Source organism: Akkermansia sp. UBA7090 (genome assembly GCF_002493465.1).
Taxonomy (GTDB): Bacteria; Verrucomicrobiota; Verrucomicrobiia; order Verrucomicrobiales; family Akkermansiaceae; genus Akkermansia; species Akkermansia muciniphila_A.
Genome location: NZ_DKYW01000006.1, coordinates 1 through 16,098, shown reverse-complemented (window position 1 = coordinate 16,098; position 16,098 = coordinate 1). Strand labels below are relative to the sequence as shown.

At 51.2% G+C, this 16,098-nt stretch carries 18 protein-coding genes and 1 tRNA gene; 4 read left to right on the top strand and 15 right to left on the bottom strand.

Going from position 1 to position 16,098, the window contains the following annotated elements:
* The 4 genes from B3075_RS01720 to prfB all read right to left on the bottom strand — a co-directional run.
* The coding region (locus B3075_RS01720; RefSeq protein ID WP_290488189.1) for a pseudouridine synthase at positions 1-1,257 on the bottom strand (1,257 nt) is incomplete at its 3' end.
* A gap of 202 nt (positions 1,258-1,459) precedes the next feature.
* Complete coding sequence (locus tag B3075_RS01715) at positions 1,460-1,615, bottom strand: small basic protein (protein ID WP_012419301.1); 156 nt, start codon at positions 1,613-1,615, stop codon at positions 1,460-1,462.
* A gap of 121 nt (positions 1,616-1,736) precedes the next feature.
* Positions 1,737-2,468 carry a tRNA (guanosine(37)-N1)-methyltransferase TrmD gene (trmD, locus tag B3075_RS01710; RefSeq protein ID WP_290488190.1) on the bottom strand — a complete coding sequence of 244 codons (732 nt, stop codon included), beginning with the start codon at positions 2,466-2,468 and terminating at the stop codon, positions 1,737-1,739.
* Positions 2,468-3,587, bottom strand: a protein-coding gene (gene prfB / locus B3075_RS01705; protein WP_197736719.1) for a peptide chain release factor 2 whose coding sequence is annotated in 2 segments (ribosomal slippage) — positions 2,468-3,502 and positions 3,504-3,587 — 1,119 coding nt in all. Because the reading frame shifts where the segments join, the coding sequence is not laid out codon by codon here. Before prfB ends, trmD begins: the two co-directional genes overlap by 1 nt.
* Positions 3,588-3,684: 97 nt before the next feature.
* Between prfB and B3075_RS01700 the strand changes: the two genes are divergently transcribed.
* Positions 3,685-3,912, top strand: coding sequence for a hypothetical protein (locus tag B3075_RS01700; protein ID WP_290488191.1), 228 nt, complete (start codon positions 3,685-3,687; stop codon positions 3,910-3,912).
* A 17-nt stretch (positions 3,913-3,929) separates the two neighbouring features.
* On the opposite strand, the gene B3075_RS01695 is transcribed toward B3075_RS01700, so the two are convergent.
* From B3075_RS01695 to B3075_RS01685, 3 genes are all read right to left on the bottom strand, one after another.
* A complete protein-coding gene (locus tag B3075_RS01695) occupies positions 3,930-4,331 on the bottom strand; it encodes a metal-dependent transcriptional regulator (RefSeq protein WP_012419304.1) in 402 nt (133 codons plus the stop codon).
* Positions 4,332-4,468: 137 nt separating this feature from the next.
* Entirely contained in the window at positions 4,469-6,157 is a 1,689-nt protein-coding gene (locus B3075_RS01690) for a 30S ribosomal protein S1 (protein ID WP_012419305.1), read from the bottom strand.
* 712 nt (positions 6,158-6,869) lie between these two features.
* Entirely contained in the window at positions 6,870-7,346 is a 477-nt protein-coding gene (locus B3075_RS01685) for a GNAT family N-acetyltransferase (protein ID WP_094136629.1), read from the bottom strand.
* A gap of 95 nt (positions 7,347-7,441) precedes the next feature.
* On the opposite strand from B3075_RS01685, the gene B3075_RS01680 reads away from it, so the two are divergent.
* A tRNA-Pro gene (locus B3075_RS01680) sits at positions 7,442-7,518 on the top strand.
* A 116-nt stretch (positions 7,519-7,634) separates the two neighbouring features.
* The gene (locus B3075_RS01675) at positions 7,635-7,832 is read left to right on the top strand and encodes a hypothetical protein (RefSeq protein ID WP_143245648.1); all 198 of its coding nucleotides are present in this window, start codon (positions 7,635-7,637) and stop codon (positions 7,830-7,832) included.
* Between the two features lie 81 nt (positions 7,833-7,913).
* Here B3075_RS01675 and B3075_RS01670 read toward each other — a convergent pair whose 3' ends face one another.
* Positions 7,914-8,492: a hypothetical protein gene (locus tag B3075_RS01670; RefSeq protein ID WP_290488192.1), complete on the bottom strand. Its 579-nt coding sequence runs from the start codon at positions 8,490-8,492 to the stop codon at positions 7,914-7,916.
* A gap of 99 nt (positions 8,493-8,591) precedes the next feature.
* Positions 8,592-9,497: a T6SS effector amidase Tae4 family protein gene (locus B3075_RS01665; protein WP_290488193.1), complete on the bottom strand. Its 906-nt coding sequence runs from the start codon at positions 9,495-9,497 to the stop codon at positions 8,592-8,594.
* Positions 9,498-9,667: 170 nt separating this feature from the next.
* Here B3075_RS01665 and B3075_RS01660 point away from each other — a divergent pair, with 170 nt between their 5' ends.
* Complete coding sequence (locus B3075_RS01660) at positions 9,668-10,804, top strand: GYF domain-containing protein (protein WP_290488194.1); 1,137 nt, start codon at positions 9,668-9,670, stop codon at positions 10,802-10,804.
* Between the two features lie 15 nt (positions 10,805-10,819).
* On the opposite strand, the gene B3075_RS01655 is transcribed toward B3075_RS01660, so the two are convergent.
* Genes B3075_RS01655 through dapA form a run of 6 tightly spaced genes read right to left on the bottom strand, consistent with a single transcriptional unit; the run spans position 10,820 to position 15,696 of the window.
* Entirely contained in the window at positions 10,820-11,689 is an 870-nt protein-coding gene (locus tag B3075_RS01655; protein ID WP_290492001.1) for a M23 family metallopeptidase, read from the bottom strand.
* A gap of 47 nt (positions 11,690-11,736) precedes the next feature.
* The gene (locus tag B3075_RS01650) at positions 11,737-12,672 is read right to left on the bottom strand and encodes a sugar phosphate isomerase/epimerase family protein (RefSeq protein ID WP_290488196.1); all 936 of its coding nucleotides are present in this window, start codon (positions 12,670-12,672) and stop codon (positions 11,737-11,739) included.
* Between the two features lie 13 nt (positions 12,673-12,685).
* Positions 12,686-13,474 (bottom strand): 3-methyl-2-oxobutanoate hydroxymethyltransferase, encoded by a 789-nt coding sequence (panB, locus tag B3075_RS01645; RefSeq protein ID WP_094136635.1) that lies wholly within the window; start codon positions 13,472-13,474, stop codon positions 12,686-12,688.
* A 21-nt stretch (positions 13,475-13,495) separates the two neighbouring features.
* Complete coding sequence (gene folK / locus B3075_RS01640) at positions 13,496-14,005, bottom strand: 2-amino-4-hydroxy-6-hydroxymethyldihydropteridine diphosphokinase (RefSeq protein WP_290488197.1); 510 nt, start codon at positions 14,003-14,005, stop codon at positions 13,496-13,498.
* A 56-nt stretch (positions 14,006-14,061) separates the two neighbouring features.
* Positions 14,062-14,802 carry a 4-hydroxy-tetrahydrodipicolinate reductase gene (gene dapB, locus B3075_RS01635; protein WP_094136637.1) on the bottom strand — a complete coding sequence of 247 codons (741 nt, stop codon included), beginning with the start codon at positions 14,800-14,802 and terminating at the stop codon, positions 14,062-14,064.
* A gap of 12 nt (positions 14,803-14,814) precedes the next feature.
* Positions 14,815-15,696, bottom strand: a complete 882-nt coding sequence (gene dapA / locus B3075_RS01630; RefSeq protein ID WP_290488198.1) for a 4-hydroxy-tetrahydrodipicolinate synthase — start codon at positions 15,694-15,696, stop codon at positions 14,815-14,817.
* Positions 15,697-16,098: the final 402 nt, after the last annotated feature.

Genomic DNA, 16,098 nt, shown 5'->3' with positions numbered 1-16,098 from the left:
ACGGTTTTCCCTGAAACCGCCCTCTCGACGCTGGAAACCTCCCTCGCGACGGTCTCTACCAAAACCGCTTTCACGACGTTGGAACCCTCCTTCACGACGGTTTTCCCTGAAGCCGCCCTCTCGACGCTGGAAACCTCCTTCGCGGCGGTCTCTACCAAAACCGCTTTCACGGCGTTGGAACTCTCCTTCACGACGGTTTTCCCTAAAACCGCCCTCTCGACGCTGGAAACCTCCTTCGCGGCGACCGTGAAAACCATCTCCACGACGATGAAAATCTCCGCGGCGGTCACGGGAATGGAAGCCGGAATCTCCCCGGAAATATCCGTCTTCCTTGACTTCACGTTCATCCTCCGTCTCTACAAAACGAGTCTTCATTTCCGGAGTAGGTTCATAAGAATCCCCTGCTTCAAAATCTTCTGGATTAAACACATAATCTTCATCGGAATCAACGCCTCTTCCTGCCTGCTCACCCTTGGTGCCACCTCCGGCGACAAGCTGGGAAGCACCCAGGTATTTACGCTGGCGGGGAGGATTCTTCAGCGTCAGAGCCACATCCGCGTCATCCAGAAATTTCCAGCTCCCGGGTTCCAAATCCCCCCCCCACAGGGAGCCGATGCGCACGCGCACCAACTTGCGGACGCGAAGGCCCAGACACTGGAACATTTGACGCACCTGACGCTTCAACCCCTGTTCCAGAACAATGCAGGCACGGCGCGCGGAAGCGCGGCAAACATATTTGGCCTTGGCATTTCCCTCCGGAATGCGTACGCCGCGCAAAAACTGCATCAGTACGGAATTATCAAAATTCTGATCTACCGTCACCCAATATTCCTTTTCAATGCCGCCGGTAGGATGGGAAAGGACCTGGGTCAATTCCCCCTTATTCGTCATAATCAGAAGACCTTCGGAATCAGCATCCAGCCGTCCAACGTAATTCAGATGGCGCAGACGCGGCGGCAACAGGTCATAAACAGTGCCTATGGCTCCCTGCGCTTCTCGGCTGCATACATACCCGCGGGGCTTGTTCAACAGCACTACAACCTCCTCCATAGGGGTCATATGGCGGCCGTCCACCTTCACGAAATCCTTCTCCGTCACCCTCATCCCAGGCGTATCGATAACCTTCCCGTTCACTTCCACGCGCCCTTCTCCAATCAGCCTGTCGGCCACCCGGCGGGAATCAATGCCGCAGGAGGCCAGGAATTTATTAATGCGGATACCTCCGTTTTCTTCGGAGCCATGTTGTTCTTCACTCATATTGGTATAATGTCCGCTATCTCAGCAGATGATTTTGTATTGTTTATATTACGGCAATTCACGTCCTCAAAAGGAGGAGGCTTTCTTTTGCCGGAAGAAAAAAGCCTCTCGGTCCATAGACATCCGAGAGGCTTCCTGTATTAGGAAAATGACTTGCCGTGAAACTCCGCCGGGAAACTCTCCGGAGAGGATAAAGGCAGACTTAAGCTTCATGCTTGGTCTTCGGCAGGCCGAGAGGGCTTTGGCCCTTCTTCCATTCGCCGCGTTCCTTCAGAAGCTTGACACGTTCAAAACGCTTCAGGACGGAACGCTTGCCGCCTACGGTACCGGTTGCTTTGAGGCTGGAATGCTTGGACATGATCTTGTGTTTGTAAAAGGTTCAGAAAAATACTTTACACCACCCTCGCGGTGGCAGGCGGGACCTTATAACGGAAGGTCCCGAACTTGGCAAGACAAATTTGACGCAATGTTCAAATATATCACTCGATGGCATCCTCCGGATGCGATTCCAGCCACTTCCTCCACAAATCCGGACGGTTCAGGCGCGTACGTTCCAGAGACTTCCCGTGCTTCCATTTTTCAATGGCGGGATGGTTGCCGCCCAGCAAAATCTCCGGAACAGCCAGGCCCCGGAACACGTTCGGCTTAGTATAAGCGGGAGCCTCCAGCAACCCGTTGGAAAAAGATTCCTCCACGGAAGAACGCTCATCCCCCAGCACGCCGGGAATCAGGCGCGCTACGGCGTCAATGACCACCACGGAAGCAATGGCCCCATTCGTGAGAATATAATCCCCGATGGACAATTCCATATCCACCAGCTCTTCTACTACACGATGGTCCACCCCCTCGTAATGACCGCAGAGGATAATGAGATGGCCTCCGGAGGCTGCCAATTCCGCAGCCAATGACTGGTTGAACGTACGCCCCTGGGGAGTCATCAGCACAACGCGCGTTTCCTGTCGGCGGAGTTCCTCCACGGCGGCAAAGATAGGTTCCGGCTTCAGCAGCATGCCTTGGCCCCCTCCGCAAAGGTAATCGTCCGTTTTGCGGTGCTTGTCCGTCGTCCAGTCACGGATATTATGGCAGCGTATCTCCAACAATCCCCTGTCACGGGCCTTTCCCAGAATGCTGCCGCCCAGAGGGGCTTCCACCATATCCGGGAACAGGGACAAAACGTCAATCGTCAACTTGGCGGCCATAAGAAAAAACATCAGCGTTCGCGCTTATGGCCGCGCAGCATGGCCTCAATGAACGGATCCAGGTTACCGTCCATCACGTCCTGAATATTGCCGGACTCTACACCTGTACGCAAATCCTTAACCATTTGATAAGGCTGGAAAACATAGGAACGGATCTGGTTGCCCCACCCGATGTCTCCCTTCTCACTGTACTGGCGGTCGGCTTCCGCCTGCTTTTTGTCTTCCTCAATCTGGTATAGCTTGGCGCGCAGCATGTTCATAGCCTCTTCCTTGTTACGAAGCTGGCTGCGCTCATTCTGGCAGGCCACAATGACGCCGGAAGGAATATGCGTGATACGCACGGCAGTTTCCACCTTGTTCACGTTCTGACCGCCCTTGCCGCCGGAACGGTAAGTATCCACCTTCAAATCCTTGTCCAGGATCTCAATATTGATGGAATCAGAAACCTCCGGCGTCGCGTCCAGGGAAGCGAAAGAAGTATGTCTCTTCCCAGCGGAATCAAAGGGGGAAATGCGCACCAACCGGTGGATGCCGCGTTCATTCTTCAAATACCCGTAGGCATACTCTCCATCCACCTTCAATGTCACGGAACGAATGCCGGCGTCATCCCCGTCCGTACTCTCCAAATACGTCACGGAAAAACCCCGGCGCTCACACCAGCGGATATACATGCGCAACAGCATGGATGCCCAGTCACAGGCTTCCGTGCCGCCGGCCCCGGCGTGAATGGTTACATAACAGGAAGCCTGGTCCTGCGGGCCGTTCAGCAAAGTCAGCAGTTCAAAATCCGCCAGAGACTTCTGCCATCTGGCAAACTCTTCCACGGCTTCCCGGCCCAGGTCATCGTCATCCGCCTCCTGGGCCAGTTCAATAGCAGCGTCAATATCCTCCAGGCGGGACTTCAGCGCGGAAAACGCCTCCATCCTGTGCTTCAGGGGATTCACCTCCGCCATCAGCGCCCGTGCGGCATTCTGGTCATCCCAAAAATCCGGAGCACTCATGCGTTCATCCAATTCGGCCACTCGTTGTTGAATGCCGTCCAGGTCAAAGATAGCTCCCGAGCTCGGAAAGACGGCTATGCAAGACAGCCGTGTCGAGCGCCGAGAGATCTGCAGCGATATGGGGATCCATGCGCGGGAACCTATCACGAAATACCTGAACGGGAAAGGGCAAAATGCCGTTTCTCCCAGTCATCCCCTTTCACCCCGACTTGCGGCGAGCCATTTCCATGAATAAAATCCGCATGCTGGACAAAACCGCTCTTCCGAAAGGAGAACATCTAACAGGAGATGAACATTCCCGAAATCAACACCTCAACCCCATTTCAATGCACTACGGAAAAATAAACAGCAGACAAAAATCTTATTTCATTCCCTTACCTTACATCACCGTTTTCTGCCCTCCCCCCCTCTTTCCGGAATGTGGTTCGGCCATCCATATCCCCGGCTTCCCATAAGAGAGCCCGGAGCCATGCTACTTGGCGGAATTTTCCTCTCCACCCTCAAAAGGGCGGATCCGGCAGGACCTGAGTTTTTCAATCTCCTCAAAAGTCATGATGTGCTCTATCTGGCAAGCCACTTCATTGGCGCGTTCTTCCGGAAGAGCCAGTTCCTCCCGCAGGAAATCAAACAGAATGCCGTGGCTGACAATAATTTTCCCGGCAATTCTGCGGCCTTGGGGAGTCAGCTTGACGGGGGCATACTGCGTATACTCCACCAACCCCATATCCGCCAGCTGTTTGACGGCAGACGTAACGGAAGGCATCTTTACCTTAAGCATCTCTGCAATATCCCGCACCTGGGCCGTCCCGTTTTTTTCAGACAGCAACCCAATGGCCTCCAGATAATCCTCATTGCTCTTGGTCAGCTCCAACATGGTATAAAATGGAAGCTAATACTTTAGTGGGAACTAACTCAAGGTTTTTTCCAGCCTTCTTTGGAATGAGAAAAAAAACCGCCGCGAATATGACCATTCGCGGCGGTTAAATTAATCAGCGTAATACGAAAATGGGCTTACTTCTCTTCAGAAGGGCTCCACTCTTCGTTTTCACGGGTCGCCAGATTGAAAGCGTGTTCCAGGCCAACCATATCGCTGCTCGGGCGGAGGGCTTCAAAGGAAGCGGTTTCGCGGCGGAGCTGTTCGGTGTCGTAATTGACGGCCTTGATGGAAAGGCCGATACGGCGTTCGATGCTGTCCACCTTGATCACGCGGGCGGTGATTTCATCACCCACCTTGATCACGTCCTTCACGCGTTCCACATGGTCTTCGCTCAACTGGGAAATATGAATCAGGCCGTCAATATCGCCGTCCAGATTCACGAAGGCGCCGAAGCTGGCGATCTTGGCCACCTGGCCAGTCACCATGTCGCCCACCTTGAAGCGGTCATTGATGGATTCCCACGGATCGGATTCAAGCTGCTTGATACCAAGGGAGACGCGCTGATCTTCCTTCTTGATTTCCAAAACGATGGCTTCCACTTCGTCGCCCTTCTTGAGAACTTCGGAAGGATGGTTGATCTTGCGGGTCCAGCTCATATCGGACACGTGGATCATGCCGTCGATGCCTTCTTCCAGCCCCACAAAAGCGCCGTAGGGAGTAAGGTTGCGGACCTGGCCCTTGATGACGGTACCAATCGGGAAACGGGATTCGATATCCGCCCAGGGATTGTCTTCCAACTGGCGGACGCCAAGGGAAATCTTCTGTTCCTTCACAGAAATGGAAAGAACCACGGCTTCGATTTCCTGGTCCAGCTTCAATACATCGCTCGGACGGGTGATTCTCTTGACCCAGGACAATTCGGAAACGTGCACCAGGCCTTCCACGCCCTTTTCCAATTCCACAAAGGCGCCGTAGGGCAGGAGCTTGGTCACGCGGCCCTTGACATGGGAATTGATCGGGTATTTGCGTTCGATATCCGCCCAGGGATTGTCTGTCATCTGCTTCAGGCCCAGGGAAACGCGTTCCTTTTCGCGATCCACTTCCAGAATCACGACTTCCAGGGACTGACCGATATGGAGCATTTCGCTCGGATGGTTCACGCGGCCCCAGCTCATATCCGTGATATGGAGCAAACCGTCCATGCCGCGGAGGTCGACAAAAGCACCGAAGTCCGTGATATTCTTCACGATACCTTCCACCTTGTCGCCTTCCTTGACGGTTTCAAGGAAGCGCTGGCGCTGGTCGGCGCGTTCAGCTTCAATCACTTCACGGCGGGAAAGGACGATATTCTTACGGTCGTCATTCACCTTGACGATCTTAAATTCGTAAACCTTTCCTACATACTCGTTCAGATCGCGCGGAGGAATAATATCCACCTGGGAACCGGGCAGGAAGGCTTCCACGCCAACGTTAACCATAAGACCGCCCTTGACGACGCTCTTCACTTTACCCTTAACCAGGCCGCCATCACGGTACACGCCCACGATCTTATCCCAGTTCTGCTTATGGGCGGCCTTTTCCTTGGAAAGGACGACGATGCCTTCGTCGTTTTCGAGGCGTTCCAAAAGGACTTCAATTTGGTCCCCTACTTCGATTTCCTCGTCTTCAAACTCGGAAATGGAAATAGCGCCTTCGGACTTGTAGCCGATGTCCACCAAAACGACTTGGGGACGGATTTCCTGGATGGTTCCGGTAACAATGGAACCTTCACGCAATTCGCGGAACTTGCTGTCAATCAGTTCCGCCAGTTCAGTTGTGCTCATTTAAATGGTTGATGAGTTAGTATTAACGATCTTTCTCATGGCCCCTTGTTGACCGGCGGGCAATCGGGGCGCCTTCCCCCGCCGGGCGAAAAATCGGTTGCTTTCAATATCAATTCCACGCAAGAACTCAAGGCTTTTCTTGAAAAACTCCCCCTATTTTTTCCCGGGTTTGCGGTCCTCCAGTGGACGGCGGTAAAAAACGAGCGCATAAAAACCTTCCGCCCCTTCCTTCCCATGTTAAAAATCCGGCTAATGAGAATATACGGAAAATCTGCATCTATCAGTCACTCCTGATGCAAATTTATGGGGGAAAAACTCCCTCTCGCTCCTCGTAGCGGGGTTGTGGAACAGCCTTTTTTACGCCGCAGATTTCGTCAAACTGGACGATCAGGCCTGGAACGGGGAGCTTCGGTCATGAATGCCCTGCCCGCACGTCAATCCATTCGGAGTTTCTCTGAAAAAACGTTCTCCCAAAAAGATTTGTCAGACCTGCTCTGGGCTGCCAATGGCCTCAACCGCCATAAACCGCCAGGACGTCAAATTACATATGCACTAAAGACGGGACGACTACCTACCCGCGAGCCAGCATGAACAAGGATGCCCCGGCAAAGGCTCTGAAGCTAACCTCTTCCCAAATACCCATGCTCTGCCATCCGGTAAAATATAAAAAATAAAAGCTTCCTGTTCCATTCTCCAGACACAACAGGCAGTATCAGGGCTCCGGCAGAATATCCACGTAAATACCGGGAGAACTGCCTTCGATGGGCGTCGCGCCCACAGCCCGGGCATAAAAATCAGCCGGACCTACCCCGCCGATGATACCGTATGCATAACCCAGCTCCCGCAGTCCTTTCAGGGCGGAAATCAATAGCACAGTGCCCAATCCGCTTCTGCGAGCCTCTTCCGCCACTCCCATGGGGCCCAAAAAACCGCGAGCCGTCACATCGTAACAGGCAAAACCAAGAATCTTCTTCTCCCGTGTGGCAATATAACAGGAAATGGGCTGGCGGCCGAAGGCAGCTTTCGCCTCACTTACCCACTTGGGAGAAAAATTCCGGCCAACCCAGTCAGCTACCAAATGACGTTCGTAAGCACCCGGACGGCGGATCAAAAAACCTTCCTTCTCCAGCCTCCTCAGGTCTTCTTCAATATCGGGCAAATCATACAGCCGCACCAGCATATCCATCATAACCCCGGCACCGTATCACAACTAAGTGCCGCGGCGAATAAAAAAAACTGGACAAACCCATCTTTCAACCTTAGACTTCGCCGCACCACAAACAACGAGCTGTAGCGCAGGCTGGTAGCGCGCTTCGTTCGGGACGAAGAGGTCGCAGGTTCGAATCCTGTCAGCTCGACCAATTTTCAAGCCGCCTCCGGGCGGCTTTTTGATTACTTATTTACTGATATAAAATAATTTTGCCTATTAGTAACTCCACACTTCTCTTATTTTGCGCCACGGTAAATAAACAGCGTCATGCTGATTGAATTTACCCTCTTCACAGGAACAAAATCAAACGGGCAAATTTTCTCAATTAAGCTTGGAGGATGTCAGGGTTATTTGCCGATGCAGAGGAAAAATTATCTATGCCCAATTCTCACTCCTGTGCCAGACAGCATCACAGCCGCTGCGGAAACATTCTATTACATTCAAAATCCTCAAACAGGAAAATGAACCTCCCCCACAAAAATCCCCGCTCATATTTCATGAACGGGGATGAATCAAATGAAGTCGAATCAGGGAGAGAAAACCGGGTTACTTGCCGGATTCCGGTTTGAAACGAGCTGCTTCTGATTCGGCGGTTATTTTTGCAGGCTCGATATGCAGGAGCTTTTTCATGGCGCGGCCCGGGTCACTCTCCGTCATCGGAAAATATCTGACGTGGTCGCCCAATCTGTAGGAATCCAGTCCATAAATGCTGTCAGCCGGAGTAAAATCTTCCGGCGTATTCAGCAGTTTTTCTACCTCCTTTGAAGACGCAAGGACATAACTCAGATTACAACTGGAATACAATTCCGTTTTAGGAGCGCTTCCCTTGAGAAGCTTATTGGCGTGCCCGTTCCACTTGACCAGAGCTTCTACAGGAATATCTCCTCGCAGCGACTGAACGACGCGGGCATAGTGCGTCGTTCCCTGGTCAGTGGAGACTATTTTGTAAATGATAACAGACAGGACCACATCGCTTTTTTCTAAATTTCGGGCTGTACCCCTGAGAAAACTATCCTGTTCTACTTCGGCCTGCGTAGCAACATGGGAAGAACGGTCTGGCTCTCCAAGGGCTACAGTTGAAAGTAACCCTGAAAACAGAACGCAAAGACAAGAAACATATTTCATATGTATATATTAGATACTGATTTTTTGGTTTATATTCAATAAAAATAGGGCTAACACAGAAAAATGTCCACCCTATGAATATATTATTAATATCAGTTATTAATCATCCAGTGTCGATCTTTGGAGCAGCCACACGGGGCCGGAAATAAAACTGCCCACGCCAATGTTATTTCCCGAACACATTCCCACATGCAGACTATCGCCAAATACGATAATATCTCCAGCCTGGGGAGTGTTGTACCCATTTTCTCCATCATCCGGATAATCAGGAGTTCCCAGCAGGGTACAGAGATAAACCGCCATTTGAGCTGCGCTGATGATAACATGCTTTTTACCCCCCAACGCCTGGGAATTACCTTTTGCCCCAATATTATTGGCTCCCGGAGCTCCATTAAGGTCAATACCATAACTACTAAGAGCAATGCTCAGACGCAAGGCGCAACTGTTAATGTAATTGGTATCTCCCGAAACGTGGCTATCGTTCAGCCATCCTCCAATATAGTTCCACACATCATCTGTAGTCATGGTGGGATAATCCACTACATTGTAGCATCCCAATAGACGTTGTACATTGGCAATATTCCAAAGATTTTTTGGAGCATCAATTTCCCAAAGTTCCAGTTCGAAATCTCCCATCTTGGGAACAAACTCCTCCGCATTGGGGTAAGGAGCAATTTCTTCCGGTACGGCAAGGTTCTCATGATGCAGTTTCGCATAGTGAAAGCCCTTTTTAAGTTCCTTGCTTCCAGAAACGGATGTGGACGAATGTGATCCAGTCAGTTCCGCTACCTTTTCACCATTGATTTCCAGATAGCCGTTGTCGTCAATCTGAATCGTGAAATTATAGGTTCCATCTTCCGGAACGCGGATATATCCTTCCCAGTCATGTACCCCGGTTTCTTCCGTCTTATGCCATCCAATCTTGGGGGGCTCTTTCTTCGTTACCTTGTAACGGCGGTTGTTTTCTGCATCCAACGGGTGGAATGGTTTTGTTGATATAGCCATAATGTTATGTTTCGTATCGTTTACTACTGAATGAACTGAATATTCAGTTCATAAACACCTTGAAAAATTTCTCGCTCCCCATCAACACGTTTAACGCGTAATCCAACCCTCATTCGGAACGTGAAGGAAAAGGTTAAAACGGCACGATAACCAAGCCGGAAATAAAAGATTTGAAAAGGGTACAAGAAACACAATCATTGATTATCAATAGTTACATTTCAAATTTTCTTCATTCGGGACGAAGAGACCGCTGGTTCGAATCCTGTCCTTTCGATTATTTTCTAATAGCCTCTTCCGGACGGGTATTTTTTCCGGCAAAATCACTACCCTTGCAAAAGCCTGCAAAAAGACCACTGGCAGCTGATTCTTTTATCTGGGAAAGGCCCCTGCTGGGATACTTTATCAGTCATCCGTCAAATTCCCATTGCTCCATACATGTTTCTTTCTCTAAAATACAGGTAATGAGTGAATACTTCCTGAAACTTCCCGGCGATTCCCAGCCGAGAGCCTATTCCGAATACGAAGTCCGTGAATTTCTGGGACAGGGCGTAATCGACTCAAAAACGCTTACCTGGAAACAGGGTATGGAAGGATGGCAGCCTGTAGACCAAGTTCTTCCGCCAATGTCACCAGTATGGGAGGAAACACAGAATCAAGAAAGCAAAGACCAGCCAGAGGAGCAGCAGTACCGTTTGCGTTATTCTTTAAACGGGCTGGCCAAATTATCCATTTTGGCATGTTTCGTATTGTTGCCCTTCATGCTCTGGAGCAGCTGGCTTGTTTTTTCCAATCATGTCGTTAATTATGAAGAAATCCAGACACTCATTCAGCAGAATATGGTTCACCTGCCATCTTTTGCGGCGCCGTTGGTCTTCCTCCTCAGCATCCTGTTCATTCCATCCCTGCTCATCCAGCTGATCTGGCTGTACCGGGCATCTGCCAATATTCAGGAATTTCAAGTTCCGGGAATCCGGTTCACTCCCTTTCTTAGCGTCCTTCTAAGCTGCATGCCGGTAGTTGGCATGGTTCTCAATGCCCTGGTTCTCCAGGAAATATATAAGGCATCCAAAAACCCGGCAGAATGGATGCAGCAAACACCCTCCCGCTCCCTGCGCCTGTATCTGCTGGTAACTACGGCTCTAACTCTGTGCACTCTTTTCCCTTTCGGGGCGGAACATTACGTAACGGCCTTTCTGCTCACCGGCGCTCTGATGACGGCAGCGAGCATCCTGTGGCTGGTCTGTGTCCTGCAAATCACCAGAAAACAGGAAGAACTGGTATCCAAAAATCAAAACTCCCGTTCTTAACTGGAAAAAACGTAATCAGCGCCTTTCCTTTTCTTCCTTGGGCGACTGACTGCTTGGGAGGATTTTATCCAAAGCTTCCATGCTGTTATCCTTATACAGGTTCTCCAGCAGTTTTTCCCACCCCGCCGCCATCTGAACCTGTTTCAAGGCAATAATGGGATCAGGCATCATCATTTCAGGGTCGGGAGCATATTGCTTCAGCACCTCATCCGGATTGATTCTGTTAAACGTCGTCTTCCCATAGCCCGGCATTCCCGCCTCATGGGCTATGGATTCAATCATCTCAAAATGCAAATGCGCCAAATAGTTGCCATGCGCAGTTCCGACTGAGCCAATTTGCTCTCCGCGTCCCACCAAAGTCCCCAACGGAATATCGCTGACGGTCTTCAAATGGGCATACAAACTCTGCACAAAACGCCCGTCCGGCAAACGGTGCAGCAGCACGACAACATTGCCCCAATCAGGAGAAGGTTCTCCTGCATAAATCAGCAATCCGCGGCCGGCGGCCCTCACGGGCAGTCCCTCATCCGTGTTTTCTCCTCCTATTCCATTTAAATCCTGTCCTGCATGCCTTCCCTTACGGACAACATTCATATCCCCCACCCCTTGGGCAACATAGGTAAACGCGCCATTTTCATCTCCGAGGGGCGACGTGAACACATCGGCCAGAGGCGCCTTCGCCAGATCCTGGGGCGTCAACAAAACCATCCGGTAATCTACAGGAACCGGAGCAGACTGCGGAATGTCTTCATCATAAATATTATGGTGCATCCCAGCCTCCGGAACGGCGGCATATTTCGCCTTGTACCAGGCAAATGCCGTAATCAAGACACAGGCCGTTCCCAAAAGCCCCATAATGACGCGGGATGTCGTCTTATCTATCATCGTACCGACTCTATACCCACGGAACCGGATTTACAACCACAAGATAGTCAGTCCAGCGTCTGCGGAAATTGTTCCATCCATAATTTGCGCGCCGCGCGGATATCTTCTGAGGGAACACGACTGGAGAGTTCCCATACGAGCGGAACTCCATGCGGGAAAAAAGGAAGAAGACGTTCAAAGGGAACCACTCCCCCCAACAGAGGAACCTGATGATCCCGCGCCGGCCATTTGACATCGTTCACATGCCCCCCAATCAAATGGGAAGACATTCGGCGAAGAAATTGTTCATGATTTAATATCAGCAAATTATGCTTTCTTTGAATATGCCCGAAATCATGCCAGTAACCGATAAAGGGATTTTCTTCAAACTCCTTCATCAACAAATTCATTTCATCCTCACTCGGCACCTGCTCATAATGGCTGCGACCTTCAATGCCCAGCTTGACGCCAAATTGTCCGGCTTGCGGAAGGAGTTGCCGGAGAGCTTCTCGCGCCCGTTCCAGATAAACGGGAGCCAGGCGGTTGCGGCGGCGTACAAATTCACCCTTGGTGCCGGCAAACGATTCCGTTCCCACCATTCCCTGACGCGCCAGGTTTTGCAAATGAGCCGTATCCGTGCGTTTCGCCAAAGGCTCCACCGTTCCCATATGCAACACAATATATCCGGCCCCCAGTGCTGCGCCCTGCTCAATAGACTTTTTCGTCAATTCAATAGCCTTGGAACGCACCTGCGGCAAATCCGCCGTAAAAGGCCTGCTGTCTGGAGAATCCCCCACCTCGTCAATCGGTGCGGGGAAAAAATTATGTACCCCGGCCACCTGCACCTTTCCGGCTTCTACCGCCCTCATGATACCGGGCAAAAGGGATAACTTGATGCCGTGGGAAAGTTCCACATGGTCAAAACCCAAAGAAAGAATTTCATCAATCATTTCTTCCCCGTCCTGATGACGGTGGGAATTCCAGCACGTAGAAAATACCAGCATAAAAAATCAATTGTTATGAGCTGATGGAACCGGGCTCCGTATAGCAATCTTCCATCCACTCCTTGACGGCGGCAATCATGCTTCCGGCTACGTCCGCGCGAGGTTTGACGAAAGCCGGAACAAACCACGGAAACGCTCCCACCAGATCATGAATCACCACGACATCGCCGTCACACGTATGAGCGCCGGAACCAATACCCAACGTGGGAATGGAAGAATGTACGGTAATTTGACGGGCAGCATGAGGCGTTACGCCCTCCACCACCACGGCACAAGCCCCCGCCTCCGCCACGGCCGCCACATCCCTTACCAGCGCTTCCTCCTCTGAGGAGGATTTTCCTTTAATCTTGTATCCTCCCTCCTCCAGCACTTTTTGCGGCAGAAGGCCGATATGACCCACTACGGGAATACCGGCCTCCACAATAGCACGGATATTTTCCGCTTGGGCTGCCCCCCCTTCCAGCTTGACTGCATCCGCCCCAGCCAAAAACAATTTCTTTGCGGATTGCACGGCCTGTTCCACCGTATCATAAGAATGTATGGGCATATCTCCCACCAGCAGGGCGTTCTTCACTCCGCGCGCAGTAGCTTCCACATGATGAAGCATATGATCCAGCGTCACATGAGTGGTATCCGGAAAACCCAAAACCACCATCCCCAGGGAATCACCCACCAGCACAATATCTACGCCGGCTTCATCCAAAAGGCGGCCTGTAGGATAGTCATAAGCAGTTACCAGAGTCACATGCCGCCTGTTCTTGCAGGCGCGGATGCGTTCCGCTTTCTCAAAAGATTGATTCATGACATTCAATAAACATGCGATTTACCAGCGTTCCGATACCAGAAGCGGATCAGCTTCATCCGTATCCAATCCCGCCAACAGGCAGGCAACCGTTTTATGCTGGCGCGGCAGGATAAGTTCCGGCCTGATATCGGAAAGAGGTTTTAAAACAAATTTCCTCAAATGGGCTCTGGGATGGGGGAGAATCAGACGAGGAGGATCATTGACCACCATGTCCCCCACATAAATAATATCCACATCCGCCGTCCTGGGTTCACAGCGAATCCCGGAACGAACGCGTCCCAAGGCCCGTTCTATACCCTGGCAATGCACAAGCAATTCCTCCACCGTACCGGGCCAGGTAAATTCCACCACGGCATTCAAATAATCATCCGCACCGGACGGACACCCCTGGGGACTGGTAGCATACAGGGAGGATTGCAGAAAAGGGTCATCAGACAGACTCATCTGCAACAAATGATCCCTGGCCTGAATCATCAGGCTGTTTTTATCCCCAAGGTTGGACCCCAGTGCAATGCCGGCTCTCTTCATCAGTAAAAAATATCGTGGCCGATCTAAAAAAGGAGAACGGCCACGATACCAAAAAGTTATAATTGGGAAAGCCCCAGAACATCTTCCATGGTATACAGCCCCGGCTCCCGATTCTGGAGCCAGAGAGCCGCGCGAACAGCACCGGAGGCAAATGTCATACGGCTGGACGCCTTATGGGTAAGCTCCAGCCGTTCTCCATCAGAAGCAAATATCACGGTATGATCCCCCACCACATCTCCCCCCCGCAGGGAATGCATACCTATTTCCTTGGCGGGACGAGGCCCTACCAGTCCTTCACGGCCAAAAACCACGCTATCTTCATAATTCCTGTCAATAGCGCCGGACAGAATTTCCGCCAGTGTCCGGGCAGTACCGGAAGGAGCGTCAATCTTATGACGGTGATGCATCTCCATCACCTCTATATCGCAACTGCCTCCCAGAATCTGGGCCGCCTTGCGCGTCAGCCAGAACAGGGCGTTCACCCCCACGGAATAATTGGAAGCAAACACAATCGGAATGGATGCAGCGGCATCCACAATCTCCTGGCGTTCCAGATCCGTATGTCCTGTAGTGCCTATGACCAGAGGCTTGTTATTGGCGACAGCTTCCGCCAGCAAAGTGCTGGTGAAAGCATGATGGGAAAAATCAATGGCTACGTCGCATTTGGCAAGGGCCGGATACAGCTCCTGCCCCTGGTCATGAGTGGCCCCCACGCAAGTATCCGGATTCAGCGTCACCGCCTCTTGGATAGCCTGGCCCATGCGGCCCGAAATGCCTGTAACAAGAATGGAAATCATATCACTAAAATATTAAAGAATGTTGAAACGTCGAAGAAGTGCGGAAAGCTGAGCTTCCTTTTCTTCCGGCAATGGAACCAGCGGAAGGCGTACTCCGGGCTGTATATCTCCTTTCATCGCCAAAGCCGCCTTGATCGGCACAGGATTGGAATCCAAAGTCATTAGCCCTTTCATCAACGGATAAAAAGTCTTCTGGAGGGAAAGCATTTCTCCCATATCCTGATTCAGGCCAGCTTTTATAATGGAATTCATGATGCCCGGAACCAGATTGGATGTTACGGAAACCAATCCGCTGGCGCCACAGGCCATAAAAGGCACCGTCAGGCCATCATCACCGCACAGAACAGTGAAATTTTCCGGAACCACCTGCATCAGCTGGTTCACGCGGTCCACATTGCCGCCGGCCTCTTTCACACAAACAATATGCGGGCAGTCTTTCGCCAGACGGCTGATTGTCTCCACACTGATTTCAATACCGCAACGGCCCGGAATGCTGTACAGCATAATCGGTAGACGGGTGGCGTCCGCAATGGCCTTGAAATGGGCATAAACTCCATCCTGGGAAGGTTTATTGTAATAGGGGCACACCTGGAGCGTTCCATCTACTCCCATTTTTTCCGCTTCCTGGGTCATATGGATAGCTTCCGCAGTAGAATTAGCTCCCGTTCCCGCAATAACCTGAATGCGGCCAGCCGCGCTCTCCACGGCCAGTTCTATCACCCTCAAGTGTTCTTTTACAGTCAAGGTGGGGGATTCTCCTGTGGTGCCGACAGCCACAATACCGGCCACACCGGCGGCTATCTGGGCTTCTACAAGCATTCTAAAAGCCTCTTCATCGACCCGATTGCCGGCAAACGGAGTCACAATTGCTGTATAAAGACCTTGAAACTTCATAACCTTACTTGGAAATATACTATCTCAACAGACACTTTTTGTCACGACAGAATACAGTAATATGGCATGCCTGTCAGGCATTCAGAAATATCATTCGTGAACAAATGGCACAAAACTCCAGGCATGAATTAAGCAGGGACAGGAATGCTTCCGGCCGTCTGTCGGGCCACCAACCGGTTTTTCTTCCATTGTCCACGATATATTCCCGATGAATATCGGCAACCTCCGTTCCCACATAAAAACAACGAGCCCATAGAGAGTTTATTTCAGGCCAGCAAAAGAAACCAAATCGGAATAACGGTTCAAAAGGACTGACGTGACCACAGTGACATGGCAAAAACACTTTGGCAGCCCACTATCGTCTATAGACGGTGTTTATCAAGAAGACGGCATAAGAGAGAG

Excerpts from the sequence above, each read along its gene's own strand:
- B3075_RS01715 (WP_012419301.1), bottom strand. The coding sequence starts at position 1,615 with ATGTCCAAGCATTCCAGCCTCAAAGCAACCGGTACCGTAGGCGGCAAG.
- trmD (WP_290488190.1), bottom strand. The coding sequence starts at position 2,468 with ATGTTTTTTCTTATGGCCGCCAAGTTGACGATTGACGTTTTGTCCCTG.
- B3075_RS01700 (WP_290488191.1), top strand. The coding sequence starts at position 3,685 with ATGAATAAAATCCGCATGCTGGACAAAACCGCTCTTCCGAAAGGAGAA.
- B3075_RS01695 (WP_012419304.1), bottom strand. The coding sequence starts at position 4,331 with ATGTTGGAGCTGACCAAGAGCAATGAGGATTATCTGGAGGCCATTGGG.
- B3075_RS01690 (WP_012419305.1), bottom strand. The coding sequence starts at position 6,157 with ATGAGCACAACTGAACTGGCGGAACTGATTGACAGCAAGTTCCGCGAA.
- B3075_RS01685 (WP_094136629.1), bottom strand. The coding sequence starts at position 7,346 with ATGATGGATATGCTGGTGCGGCTGTATGATTTGCCCGATATTGAAGAA.
- B3075_RS01675 (WP_143245648.1), top strand. The coding sequence starts at position 7,635 with ATGCTGATTGAATTTACCCTCTTCACAGGAACAAAATCAAACGGGCAA.
- B3075_RS01670 (WP_290488192.1), bottom strand. The coding sequence starts at position 8,492 with ATGAAATATGTTTCTTGTCTTTGCGTTCTGTTTTCAGGGTTACTTTCA.
- B3075_RS01665 (WP_290488193.1), bottom strand. The coding sequence starts at position 9,497 with ATGGCTATATCAACAAAACCATTCCACCCGTTGGATGCAGAAAACAAC.
- B3075_RS01655 (WP_290492001.1), bottom strand. The coding sequence starts at position 11,689 with ATGATAGATAAGACGACATCCCGCGTCATTATGGGGCTTTTGGGAACG.
- B3075_RS01650 (WP_290488196.1), bottom strand. The coding sequence starts at position 12,672 with ATGCTGGTATTTTCTACGTGCTGGAATTCCCACCGTCATCAGGACGGG.
- panB (WP_094136635.1), bottom strand. The coding sequence starts at position 13,474 with ATGAATCAATCTTTTGAGAAAGCGGAACGCATCCGCGCCTGCAAGAAC.
- folK (WP_290488197.1), bottom strand. The coding sequence starts at position 14,005 with ATGAAGAGAGCCGGCATTGCACTGGGGTCCAACCTTGGGGATAAAAAC.
- dapB (WP_094136637.1), bottom strand. The coding sequence starts at position 14,802 with ATGATTTCCATTCTTGTTACAGGCATTTCGGGCCGCATGGGCCAGGCT.
- dapA (WP_290488198.1), bottom strand. The coding sequence starts at position 15,696 with ATGAAGTTTCAAGGTCTTTATACAGCAATTGTGACTCCGTTTGCCGGC.